The sequence below is a fragment of the Muricoccus vinaceus genome (genome assembly GCF_042433125.1).
Lineage (GTDB): Bacteria > Pseudomonadota > Alphaproteobacteria > Acetobacterales > Acetobacteraceae > Roseomonas > Roseomonas vinacea.
On the sequence record NZ_JBHLVZ010000084.1, the window covers coordinates 207816 to 218906 of the forward strand.

The 11091-nt window shown below is 72.3% G+C and carries 12 protein-coding genes; 2 read left to right on the top strand and 10 right to left on the bottom strand.

Annotation, left to right across the window (positions count from 1 at the left end; translation table 11 throughout):
• The first annotated feature begins 3 nt into the window (after positions 1–3).
• Positions 4–1596, top strand: coding sequence for a hypothetical protein (locus ACFFIC_RS24110; protein ID WP_377055166.1), 1593 nt, complete (start codon positions 4–6; stop codon positions 1594–1596).
• A gap of 12 nt (positions 1597–1608) precedes the next feature.
• Here ACFFIC_RS24110 and recO read toward each other — a convergent pair whose 3' ends face one another.
• Entirely contained in the window at positions 1609–2403 is a 795-nt protein-coding gene (gene recO, locus ACFFIC_RS24115) for a DNA repair protein RecO (protein WP_377055730.1), read from the bottom strand.
• A gap of 167 nt (positions 2404–2570) precedes the next feature.
• On the opposite strand from recO, the gene ACFFIC_RS24120 reads away from it, so the two are divergent.
• A complete protein-coding gene (locus ACFFIC_RS24120) occupies positions 2571–2969 on the top strand; it encodes a host attachment protein (RefSeq protein ID WP_377055168.1) in 399 nt (132 codons plus the stop codon).
• 105 nt (positions 2970–3074) lie between these two features.
• Here ACFFIC_RS24120 and era read toward each other — a convergent pair whose 3' ends face one another.
• From era to ACFFIC_RS24165, 9 genes are all read right to left on the bottom strand, one after another.
• On the bottom strand, positions 3075–4022 hold the full coding sequence (gene era, locus ACFFIC_RS24125; protein ID WP_377055170.1) for a GTPase Era: 948 nt from the start codon (positions 4020–4022) through the stop codon (positions 3075–3077).
• Entirely contained in the window at positions 4015–4698 is a 684-nt protein-coding gene (gene rnc, locus ACFFIC_RS24130; RefSeq protein ID WP_377055172.1) for a ribonuclease III, read from the bottom strand. The genes era and rnc overlap by 8 nt, the downstream gene beginning before the upstream one ends.
• Before the next feature lie 27 nt (positions 4699–4725).
• Complete coding sequence (gene lepB / locus ACFFIC_RS24135) at positions 4726–5478, bottom strand: signal peptidase I (RefSeq protein ID WP_377055174.1); 753 nt, start codon at positions 5476–5478, stop codon at positions 4726–4728.
• A gap of 125 nt (positions 5479–5603) precedes the next feature.
• Positions 5604–6011 (bottom strand): holo-ACP synthase, encoded by a 408-nt coding sequence (acpS, locus tag ACFFIC_RS24140; RefSeq protein ID WP_377055176.1) that lies wholly within the window; start codon positions 6009–6011, stop codon positions 5604–5606.
• Positions 6008–8335 (bottom strand): RelA/SpoT family protein, encoded by a 2328-nt coding sequence (locus ACFFIC_RS24145; RefSeq protein WP_377055178.1) that lies wholly within the window; start codon positions 8333–8335, stop codon positions 6008–6010. Before ACFFIC_RS24145 ends, acpS begins: the two co-directional genes overlap by 4 nt.
• Before the next feature lie 19 nt (positions 8336–8354).
• On the bottom strand, positions 8355–8753 hold the full coding sequence (gene rpoZ, locus ACFFIC_RS24150; protein WP_377055180.1) for a DNA-directed RNA polymerase subunit omega: 399 nt from the start codon (positions 8751–8753) through the stop codon (positions 8355–8357).
• A 96-nt stretch (positions 8754–8849) separates the two neighbouring features.
• Positions 8850–9374 (bottom strand): 2-amino-4-hydroxy-6-hydroxymethyldihydropteridine diphosphokinase, encoded by a 525-nt coding sequence (gene folK / locus ACFFIC_RS24155; RefSeq protein ID WP_377055732.1) that lies wholly within the window; start codon positions 9372–9374, stop codon positions 8850–8852.
• Positions 9367–10065, bottom strand: coding sequence for a sulfite oxidase-like oxidoreductase (locus tag ACFFIC_RS24160; protein WP_377055182.1), 699 nt, complete (start codon positions 10063–10065; stop codon positions 9367–9369). Before ACFFIC_RS24160 ends, folK begins: the two co-directional genes overlap by 8 nt.
• An 88-nt stretch (positions 10066–10153) precedes the next feature.
• Positions 10154–11002, bottom strand: coding sequence for an alpha/beta hydrolase family protein (locus ACFFIC_RS24165; protein ID WP_377055184.1), 849 nt, complete (start codon positions 11000–11002; stop codon positions 10154–10156).
• Positions 11003–11091 lie beyond the last annotated feature (89 nt).

Below are 11091 nucleotides of genomic sequence, written 5' to 3' on the forward strand. Positions count from 1 at the left end.
TGCATGGCGCGGCGTGGATGGGGACTGCCCGCTTCCGGGCGGGCCGGCTGCCTTGTGCTGGCCATGGGAGCGCTGGCGTCCGGCGCGGTGGCGCAGGATCTGCTCCGCCCGGTGCAGGGCGGAGCCCTGAAGAGCCCGGCGCCACCCTCCTCCGCCCCGCCGCCCGTCGCGCCCGCGCGCCCGGCGCAGCCGGCCCGCCCCTATGGATTGAACGCGGCCGAAGCGGCGCGCGTGCCGCCGCTCGCGCCGGACCGTCCGGTGCGGGTGAGCCTGTCGCGCGGACAGCAGGCCTTTTTCCGCGTGGCGCCGGAGGCCGGGGAGGCCTGGGCGGTCGTCACGCGCGCCCTGGCCCGCAACGCCGACACCGTGCTGGCCGTGCTCGACGAGCGCGGCGAGGTCGTGGCGGAGGACGATGACGGCGGAGAGGAGAGCATGGCCTCCCGCGTCGAGATCCAGCCCGGGGATGGCGCGGCCCTGGTGCGGGCCGGCACGCTGGAGAATGCCGGCGGGCGCTTCGAGGTCGTGCTGACCCGCATCCCCGCCGAGCCGCCGGCCGATTTCGGCGCCACCCAGGCCGATGCCGCGGGGCGCCCGCCGCTGGAGCTTGGGCAGCCCGCGCGCGTCCGGCTGCGGCGCAACCAGGAGGCTTTCTTCCGCCTCCCGGACGACCGGAGCAATCTCGTGGCACGCACGCGCGAGCTTTCGCGCGGCGCGGACACGTCCCTCGCCTTGCTGGATGCGGCGGGCACGGTGCTGGCCGAGGACGACGACGGCGGCGAGGGCCTGGCCTCCCTGCTGCCGGTGGGGCAAGCGGCAGCGGGGCCACTGACCCTGCGTGCCTCCCTGGTGAGCGGGACCGGGCGGTTCGAGGTGGTGCTGGAGCGCGAGGCGGCCATGCCGCCGCCGGATTACCCGACCACGGCCGAGGAAGCGCGGGCGCGCGGGCCGCTTTCGCCCGGGCAATCCGTGCGGATCGTGCTGGGACGGCAGGGACAGGCGATCTTCGCCCTGCCGGAGGATCAGGCGGTGACGGTGGTGACGCGCAACCTGGAGGGGGATGCGGACACCGTGCTCGCGCTGCTGGACGCGAACGGAGCGGTGGTGGCGGAGGACGACGACGGCGGCGGGGGCCTGGCCTCCCGCATCGCGACCGGCGCCGCGCGGGGGCAGGCGGCGTTTGTGCGGGCGACGCTGCTGAACAACGCAAGGGGCGCTTTCGATCTGGCCGTGATGGCCGCGTCCGGCAGCGGAACGGCGGGGGCTTCGACCGGGATCGAGGAGGCGGCACGGCGGCCGGCCCTGGTGATCGGCGAGGCCGTGCGAATCCGGGCGGAGGCGGGGCAGCCGGCCGTGATCGCCCTGCCTTTCGACGGGCGTGCCGCGATCGCCATGACCTTCGACCTCGGCGCGGGGCTGGACACGGTGATGGAGCTGCTGGACGCCTCCGGCACGGTGCTGGCCGAGAACGACGACGGCGATGGGCTCGCCTCGCGCCTGGACGTGCCGGCGGAGCCGCGGCCCGCCTTCCTGCGGGTGCGGCTGCTGGAGGACAAGGCAGGGGAGTTCAGCCTGGTGCTGGTGCGCCCCGCCCCCTGAGAGCGGCGGGACTCAGGCCGGCGGCGGTGCCTCGGCTTCCATCCCCGCCGCTTCCGCCTGCCCGGCCCCCGCCCCCGCCCCCGCCCTGGTGGCGATCCGGTCCGCCAGCGCCTCGCGCGCCGCGGGCATGGGACGGTGCCGCGTCCCGAAGGCGTCGCGGGCCAGGAAGTGGCCGGTCACGCGCAGCGCCGCGGACCAGTCCGTGGGTCCGCTCGGCAGGGTGGCGTCCCGCAGAAAGGCGGGCAGCGGAAGCATCCGGTCGGCATAGGGGGCGGCGATGTCAGCCCGTGCGGCGCGACCGGATCTCGGGGAAACATGGGTCAGGTCCCGCGTGTCGCCGGTCACGGCGCAGCGGGCGAGGTCCAGCCCGTAGCCGAGCTCCGAGAGAAGCAGCACCTCCCAGTGCAGGTAGTCGGGGATCACCTCCTCCGCCCCCTGCTGAAGATGGGCGAGGATGGGGAGGAGGGCGCGGAAGACGGCGGGATGGGGTTCGCGCTCCGGCAGGGCCTCGGCAGCCACGGTGCAGGCGGAGGACAGCAGGGCAAGGGCCAGCGGATCCTCCATGGCCAGGGCGGCGGTGGGGTGCACCAGCTCCCCGCTGATGGCGCCGAGCTGGTCGGAGAGGCGGGCGACCCAGTGGGCCTCCACGAGGTTGCCGGGCAGCCAGGTCGCGGCCTGCGCGCGGGAGGCGCCGCCCTTGGCGAGGCCGCCATGCCGCCCATGCTCCTCGGTGAGGAGGGTGATCACGGCGCCGCCTTCCCCGAGGGGGCGGGCCTCCAGCACGATGCCCGGAGCAGTCCATTCCATGCGGACAAGATGGGGGTTCGCCGCGGCGGGCGCCACGGGGCGGGACCGGCTTTCGCCCCTGCCCTGCCCGCCCATCCCGGCCATGCGCCGGCGCGGTGCCGCTGATTCGCCCGGTCGCCCGTTGTTCACGCTCCCGGCCGGTGGCCGCAGGCAAAGGAACGACGACGATGAGCAAGCAGGGCGCGACCTGGTACGTGGTGGCCGATGGCCAGAAGGCGCGGGTGCTGGTGGGCGGCGAAGGCGGGATGCGGACGCAGCACAGCTTCGATGCATCCGGCCGGGGCAACGTGGTGGAGGACGCGGATTCGGGTGTCAGCCAGCTCAAGGCTCCGAGGGCCAACCCGAAGGACCAGGCGGAAGGCCGCTTCGGGCGGGCGGTGGCCGACTACCTGAACGAGGGCGTGCGCCTGGGGCAGACCGCCTCGCTGGTGATCGCGGCCTCGCCCTCCATCCTGCACGAAATCCGCGAGGGGCTGAACAAGCAGGCCTCGGCCGTCGTGGAGAAGACCATGTCCAAGGACCTGACCAACATCGCCGATGCCGAGATGGCGTCCCACTTCGCCTGAGGGCGCGTGCCGCCCCCGGGCGGGTGGCCGGAGAGGCGGCGGAGCTGAAGGTGGCTCCTCCGCCCACCGGTCCTGCGTGCCCGGTTCCGCGGCGGCAGGAGCAGGCTAGTCCAGGTCCTCCAGGCCGAGCGCGCGGAGCCGGCCCCGCTCCTCGTCCCAGCCCGGACGGTCCTTCACGTTGAGAAACAGGTGGACGGGCCGCTCCAGCAGCTTGGTCAGCTCCGCCCGGGCGCGCTGGCCGATCTCGCGGATGCGGGATCCGCGGTCGCCGATCAGGATGGCCTTCTGCGAGGCGCGGCCGACATAGATGGTGCAGTCGATCCGCACGGAGCCGTCCTTGCGCTCGGCCCAGGATTCGGTTTCCACCGTGGCGTGGTGAGGAACCTCCTCGTGCGTCTGTCGCAGGATCTGCTCGCGCACGATCTCGGCGGCCAGCATGCGGTCGGTCACGTCCGACAGCTCGTCCTCGGGGAACAGCCAGGGGCCGGGCGGCACGGCCTCGCAAAGCCGGGTGCGCAGGCGGTCCACGCCGTCGCCGGTCTCGGCGGAGATCATGAAGGTCTCGGCGAAGGAGAGCAGCGCGGTCAGTTCGGCGGTGAGCGGCAGCAGGCGCTTGGTGTCGAACAGGTCGGTCTTGTTCAGCACGAGCCAGAGAGGCGGCGTGCCCTTGGCGAGCCTCCGGATGATGGCGCGCAGCGGTTCGGTGAGGCCGGCGCGCGCGTCCACCACCAGCATCGCCACGTCCGCGTCCTGCGCGCCGCCCCAGGCGGCCGCGACCATGGCACGGTCCAGCCGGCGCCGGGGGGCGAAGATGCCGGGGGTGTCGGTCAGCACCACCTGGGCCGGGCCCTCATTGAAGATGGCGCGGATCCGGAAGCGCGTGGTCTGCGGCTTGTTGGAAACGATCGAGACCTTGGCCCCCGCGAGCCGGTTCACCAGCGTGGACTTGCCTGCATTGGGCGCTCCCAGCACAGCGGCGATGCCGGCGCGGGTGGGCTGGGCGGGAACCGCACCGGGCTCGTCGCCCGGGGGGGCCTCTGATTCGTCAGCCACGGGCGAGCTCCTTCAGCAGGGCCTCGGCGGCCAGTTGCTCGGCGCCCCGCTTGCTGTCGCCCGAGGCCACGGCGGTCTTGCCGCAGGCGCGGACGCTGACGGTGAAGAGCGGCGCGTGGGAGGGGCCCTCCGCGCTCACGGTAACATATTCGGGCAGGCCCTGGCCGCGGCCAAGCGACCATTCCTGCAGGCGGCTCTTCGCCGACATCGGGGGCGATACATCGGCCTCCATGAACCCCGTCCATTCGCGGCGAACAAAGGCGCGGGCCTTGTCCAGCCCGCTGTCGAGGTAGAGGGCGCCGATCAGGGCCTCGGTCGCGTCGGCCAGCACGTTGGCGCGCTGGCGCAGGCCGGTGCGGCCCTCGGCGGGGGGGATGCGGAGCGCGGCCGAAAGACCGATCGAATCGCCGACCTTGGCCAGGGTGTCCGCCGCGACCAGCACGGCCAGGCGCTTGCCGAGTTCCCCCTCGCGCTCCTGCGGGAAGCGCTCCGACAGCCACTCGGCCATCAGGAGGGCGAGGACGCGATCGCCCAGGAACTCCAGCCGCTCGTTGGAGTCGAGCTGGTTGCGCTTGGGGTCGGCGGCGGAGCGGTGGGTGAGCGCCTGTTCGAACAGGGCGGGGTCGTTGAAGTCGTGACCCAGCCGCGTGGCCAGGGCTGCGACAGGCGCTTTCACGGGCCGGCTCTCATGGGCAGGAAACCATCAGCGGATCCCCGAGAAGATGCGCGACCAGCGGACCGCGAAGGGCCAGGCCCACACCTCCCACCAGCTGGCCGAGCCGTCCCAGGAGAAGAAGATGAACTCCGCCCGGCCCACCAGGTTCTCCACCGGCACGAAGCCGACATAGCTGGTGGCGCGGCTGTCGAGCGAGTTGTCGCGGTTGTCGCCCATGGCGAAGACGTGGTCGGCGGGGACGACGAATTCCTGGGTGTTGTCGTAGGGGCCGTCGTCGGAGGCCTCCAGGATCTCGTGCGTGCGCCCGGGCGCGCTGTTGCTGGGCGGCAGGGTCTCGCGGAACAGATTGACCGTCAGGCGCGGGCCGTCACCCTCTACGGTGTAGGGGCCGATGCGGACGCGGTTCACCGGGGTGCCGTTCACGCGGAGGATGCCGCCGCGGACCTGGATGCGGTCGCCGGGCAGGCCGACGATCCGCTTGATGTAGTCCGTCACGCCGTCGCGCGGGAGCTTGAACACCGCGACATCCCCGCGCGCCGGCAGGCTGCCCAGGACACGGCCGCGGAACAGGTTCGGGCTGAAAGGCAGCGAGGCCCGGGAGTACCCGTAGGAGTATTTGGACACGAACAGGTAGTCGCCCACCAGCAGGGTGGGGATCATGCTGCCTGAGGGAATGTTGAACGGCTCGAAGGCGATGGTGCGGATGCCGACGGCGATGAGGCCCGCGTAGAGGATCGTCTTCAGGCTCTCCAGCCAGCCGCCGGAGGACTTCTTGGTCATGGTGGTGATGCTCGCGGCCCCAACCGGCCGGCCGAACGCTCCCAAAACCCATGGATGGGGCTCGGGTCGGGCCGCCGCAGGGGCGTTGGGTGCGCCAGATGGGCGCTTGTGTCAAGGAACCCCCCTCAGGCGAGGGGCACGGCCGAGATGATCACCACGGCCTCGGCGTAGGGATACTCGTCGGTCATGGTGAGCGACACCTGCGCCGCCTGGCCCGGCGGGGTGAGCTGGGCGAGGCGAGCTGCCGCGCCCCCGGTCATGCGCAGGGTGGGCTGGCCGGAGGGGAGGTTCACCACCCCGAGGTCGCGCCAGAACACGCCAGCCCGGAAGCCGGTGCCCAGCGCCTTGGAGGCCGCCTCCTTGGCGGCGAAGCGCTTGGCATAGGTCGCGACCCGCATCCGCTCGCCCCGGCGCTCGGCCTTGGCACGCTCGGCCTCGGTGAAGATGCGCTCCAGGAAGCGGTCGCCGTGGCGGGCGATGGTGCGCTCGATCCGGCGGATGTCCACCATGTCGTTGCCAAGACCGATGATCACGACTTCGCCCGCTCCACCTGCTCGATTCCCGGAAGGGAGCGCAACGCCGCGATCACGCTGGACAGGTGGCGGAGGTCCTTCACCTCCAGGTCCACGTTCAGCTCCGCGAAGTCCGAGGCGCGGTGCAGGAAACGGAGCGACTGGATGCGGGCGTCCTGCTTGGCGATGGCCGTGGTCATGCCGGCGATGGCCGGGCCCTCGTTGGAGGTGACCACCGAGAGGCGCGCCACGTGCTCCCCGGCGGCGCCGGGCTGGGTGTCCCAGTCCACGTCGATGAAGCGCTCGGGCGTCGCCGCGAAGGCCTCCAGCGTGTGGCATTCCTGCTTGTGGATGGTCACGCCGCGTCCCGTGGAGACGATGCCCACGATCCGGTCCCCGGGCACGGGGTGGCAGCAGCCGGCGAAGCTGACGGCCATCCCGGAGACGAGCCCGGTGATGCCGTGCGCCACCTCCCGCTCGCGCGGGCCGCGATGGGGCACGGTGGAGCCGGGCTTGCCGCGGGCGCGGGTGAGGGCGAGGGCCTCCAGCCCGGTGACCGCCGGGCGCGGCGGGCCGCGAAGCTCCGGCACGGCGGCGTGCAGCACGTCGCGCGCCGTGATGTTTCCGTTGCCGACCGCGACGCAGAGCTCCTCGAAGCCCGGCTGCTTGAGCGCCTTCACGGCGGGCTCGGCGATCTTCTCGGAAAAGTCGAGGCCTTCCTGGCGGAAGGCGCGGGCGATGGCCTGGCGGCCCGATTCGCGGCTTTCCTCGCGCTGGCGGGCCAGCACGGTGCGGCGGATGCGGGCGCGCGCCTTGCCGGTGACGACGAAGCGTTCCCAGGCCGGGTTGGGCGTGCCGCCGCGCGCCGTGATGATCTCGACCTGGTCGCCGTTCTCGAGCTGGTGGCGCAGCGGCACGATGCGGCCGTTGATCTTCGCGCCAACGCAGGAATCACCGATCTGGGAATGGACGTGATAGGCGAAATCGACCGGCGTCGCGCCGCGCGGCATGGCGATCAGGTCGCCCTTGGGCGTGAAGCAGAAGACCTGGTCCTGGTGAAGGGCGAGCTTGGTGTTCTCCAGGAAGTCCTGCGCCTCGCCGGCATTCTCCAGGATCTCCAGCAGGTCCTTGACCCAGGGGAAGCGCTTGCGGTCCCGGGCGGCGTTCACCACCCCGTCCGGGCCCTGCTTGTAGATCCAGTGGGCGGCGACGCCGAACTCCGCCACCTCGTGCATCTCCGGCGTGCGGATCTGCACCTCGATCTTGGCGTTCCGCCGCTCGGGCACCGTCACCCCCGTGTGGAGGGACTGGTAGCCGTTGGGCTTGGGGGTGGAGATGTAGTCCTTGAAGCGGCCGGGGACGACGCGATAGGCCGAATGGACCGCCCCCAATGCCGCGTAGCAGTTCGCCTTGTCGTCGGTGACCACGCGGAAGGCCATGATGTCCGAGAGCTGCTCGAACTCGACTTTCTTGGAGTGCATCTTCAGCCAGATGCCATAGGCGGACTTCTCGCGGCCCTGGATGTCGATCACGGGCACGTCGGCGTCGCGCAGGCGGCGGCGGAGGTCGGTGGCGATTTCTGCGATCAGGTCCGCGCCCTGGCCGCGGAGAAAGGAAAGGCGGGCGGTGATGGTCTGTGAGGCGTCGGGCTGAAGCTCCCGGAACGCCCGGTCCTCCAGCTCGTCCTTCACCGCCTGCATGCCGATGCGCTCGGCGAGCGGGGCGTAGATCTCCATCGTCTCCCGCGCCGTGCGCTCTCGCCGGTGCTGCTGGGGAACGAAGTGGAGCGTCCGCATGTTGTGCGTGCGGTCGGCGAGCTTGACCAGGAGGACCCGGATGTCCTCGCTCATCGCCAGCACCAGCTTGCGGAAGTTCTCGGCCTGCTTGGTGCGCTCGGATTGCAGCTCGAGCCGGGTCAGCTTCGTCACGCCGTCCACCAGCCGCGCGATCTCCGATCCGAAGTCGCGCGACAGGTTGGCCAGGGTGATGCCGGTGTCCTCCACCGTGTCGTGGAGCAGGGCGGTCGCGATGGTGGCGGCGTCCAGCCGGTAGCCGGCCAGGATGTTCGCGACGGCCACGGGGTGGCCGATATAGGGGTCGCCGTTGTCGCGCTTCTGCTCGCGGTGGGCACTCTCGGCAACCCGGTAGGCGCGCTCGATCATCGCGCCATCGGCGCGCGGGTCATAGCCGGTGACGAGGGCCGCCAGGGCGCGGCCGGGATCGGCTTCGGCCGTCGTGCCGGCGGAAATCGTCGGGCCGGGGGCACGCCCGCCCACGCCCTCGGGCTCCCAGAAGGGGCCCGGAACGGCACCGGGAGATGAAGGGATCCCGGCGCCGTCGTTCATCGGGGGGTGCTGGCGCCGGTCAGCGGCGGCCGCCGAGTTCGGCCGCGATGGCGGCTTCCAGGTCGTCTCCGGACATGTCCTCGACCTGCATGCCGGCCTCGGCCGCGCTTTCCTCGGTGACGTCCATGACGCCGAAGATGTTCTCGTCGGTGGCGATCAGGTCGATCACCTCCTCCTCCACGGGCTCCGGCTCCGGCGCGCGCAGCAGGGACTTGATGATGTCCTGCTCCAGTCCGCCGAGCTCAACCGTCTGGTCGGCGATCTCGCGCAGGGCGATGACCGGGTTCTTGTCGTTGTCCCGATCGATCGTCAGCTCCTCGCCGCGCGAGATGGCGCGGGCGCGCTGGGCCGCCAGCAGGACGAGGTCGAAGCGGTTGGGAACCTGGAGGATGCAGTCCTCGACCGTGACGCGGGCCATGGCGGACTCCCTTTAGATATGCACGAGGCTGTGTACGGGGCGAAAGGGTGAAATAGAGAGGCGGACCACCAAAGGCAAGGCCGTCCACGGACAAGCTCATCCCACCGGGCGCATGGGGGCGTCCGGCAGGCCGCGGATCAGTTCGGAAACGCTACGTCCCCCCGCCGGGTCCGTCCAGTCCGGCCAGACCTCCGCCAGGGGCACCAGCACGAAGCGGCGGAGATGCGCGCGGGGATGGGGGAGGATGGGGTCGGGTGCGGCGCGCACCAGCCGGCCCATGGCCACGATATCGAGGTCCAGCGTGCGCGGGGCGTTCGGATAGGGGCGCACCCGGCCCGCCGCATCCTCGATGGATTGCAGCGCGGCCAGCAGCGCGGCCGGGTCCGCCTCGCCGCGCAGGCGGGCGACGCCGTTCACGTACCAGGGGCTGGCCGGGTCAGGCGGCTCCGGCGCGGTTTCCCACCAGCCGGACAGGGCAGTCAGGGAAAGACCCAGCATGCCGTCCAGGCTGGCCGCGGCGCGGCGGCACGTGGCGAGGGGCGCGGCGCCATCGGTGCCCGGCAGGTTGGCGCCTATGGCGACCAGGATGTCTCCCCGGCCTTCGCCGCGCGGCTCAGGAATAGCGCTCTTCCTGCCAGGGGTCGCCGCGCTCGTGATAACCGCGCACCTCCCAGAAGCCGAGCCGGTCCTCAGGGATCAGGGTGATGCGCCGGATCCACTTGGGGCTTTTCCAGAAGTAAAGATGCGGCACCACGAGGCGCAGCGGGCCGCCGTGCTGTCGGCTGAGCGGCTCGCCATCCCAATGGGTGGCCAACAGGTTCTCGGGGCGGTCCAGATCGGCCAGGGGCAGGTTCGTGGTGTAGCCGTCATGCGACTCCATCGTGACGAAGCGGGCCTCCGCGCGCGGCCGTGCCCGCGCCAGGAGGGCTGCCACGGAAAGGCCGCGCCAGTCGTTGTCGTAGCGCGACCACTGGGTGACGCAATGAATGTCATTGCGGCGCTCCTCCTGCGGCAGCGCCATCAGCTCGGCCCAGGAAAGGGAGAGCGGGGCTTCCACCAGCCCGTCGATGTCGAGCCGGGCGGCGGCCTCGGCCACGGCGGGCTGGATGCCGAGGTCCAGCACGGGCCAGTCGGTCACCAGCCGCTGCCCGGGGGGCAGGCGGTCGCGCAACGGGTCGCCGGCGGCGCCGGTGAGAAGGCGTCCTTCCTCGGCCCAGCGCTGCTTGGTGCGGACCAGCTTGTCGCGGGTGCCTTCCGGGGCGCCTGCGGTGTCCGGGCGGCCGGTGCCAGGTGGTGCGGTGTCGTCGGTCATGGCCACAGGAGGTGCCCTCGCGGGAGCGCGGATGCAACTGCCTTCACGCGGGTGCCTTCACGCGGGCGCCTTGCTATGGGCGGTCCCTTCAGGGATGCGCGTCGATCCAGCCGTCCACCGGCGCCCCCCAGCTTGCGGCGCCGGCGGGGGCGTAGAACAGGTCGTGGCCGTCCTTGCCGAAGGCGGGAAGTTCCACCAGGGAGGCCCGCCCGCCGGCCCCGGCATGGGCGGCGTGCATCGCCCGCACCAGGGCGGGCGCGAAGTAGCTGTCGTTGGGCGTGTGCAGCCAGAGCACCGGCAAGGCGGGCCGGGCATCGGTTTGGGGGCGCAGGGCGAGGCGCCCGGCATCCTCCGCCAGGCGCCCGGGGTTGCAGTTCCGGTTCGCCTCCCCGCGCATGTGCCCTCCCCGGCCCGGCGCAACCGCCACCAGGGCCGAGACGCCGGGCGGCGGGTCGGCGGCCAGGGCCAGCACGCCCCATCCGCCGGCCGACTGGCCGACCACCGCGATTCCGTCGGGCGCGAGGCCCGGCAGGCCGCGCACCGCCTCCAGTGCGGCGCGGATGTCGCGCGCGGTCTCCCGGCCGGCGCGGGCGTAGTCGGGCGCTCCGCACGACCCGAAATCCTCCGCCCAGGCGCCCGCATCCTCCCCGTAGCCGCGGCGGAGGGGCGCGAGGACAGCCTGCCCCCGTGCCAGGAAGTGCCTGGCCACGGCGGAACCGCAGGGCAGCAGCCGGTAGCGGGACCTCGCCGCGCGCCCTTCCCCGGGGGAGCCGTGGTTGACCACCACCAGCCGCGCCGGACCAGTTCCAGGAGGGCGGCAAAGGCGGGCCGGGATGTGGCGGATCGTCCCGTCCGCCTCCCGCACGGGAACCGGGAGAACCTCCGGGTCCAGCGCCGCGCCCCCGGCGCAACCGACGAGCAGGGCGGCCAACGCCATCGAAACGACGAGAAAACGACCGGCCCGGGGCGGCGATGCCGCCGGGCGGACGTTTCGCTTCTGAGGCGGGAATGGCGAAGGGTAACGAG

What these genes read in the sequence shown, in the direction of transcription:
- ACFFIC_RS24165 (WP_377055184.1), bottom strand. Translation starts at nt 11,002, where the DNA reads ATGGCGTTGGCCGCCCTGCTCGTCGGTTGCGCCGGGGGCGCGGCGCTG.
- lepB (WP_377055174.1), bottom strand. Translation starts at nt 5,478, where the DNA reads ATGACCAAGAAGTCCTCCGGCGGCTGGCTGGAGAGCCTGAAGACGATC.
- rpoZ (WP_377055180.1), bottom strand. Translation starts at nt 8,753, where the DNA reads ATGGCCCGCGTCACGGTCGAGGACTGCATCCTCCAGGTTCCCAACCGC.
- ACFFIC_RS24145 (WP_377055178.1), bottom strand. Translation starts at nt 8,335, where the DNA reads ATGAACGACGGCGCCGGGATCCCTTCATCTCCCGGTGCCGTTCCGGGC.
- recO (WP_377055730.1), bottom strand. Translation starts at nt 2,403, where the DNA reads ATGGAATGGACTGCTCCGGGCATCGTGCTGGAGGCCCGCCCCCTCGGG.
- ACFFIC_RS24120 (WP_377055168.1), top strand. Translation starts at nt 2,571, where the DNA reads ATGAGCAAGCAGGGCGCGACCTGGTACGTGGTGGCCGATGGCCAGAAG.
- ACFFIC_RS24160 (WP_377055182.1), bottom strand. Translation starts at nt 10,065, where the DNA reads ATGACCGACGACACCGCACCACCTGGCACCGGCCGCCCGGACACCGCA.
- ACFFIC_RS24110 (WP_377055166.1), top strand. Translation starts at nt 4, where the DNA reads ATGGCGCGGCGTGGATGGGGACTGCCCGCTTCCGGGCGGGCCGGCTGC.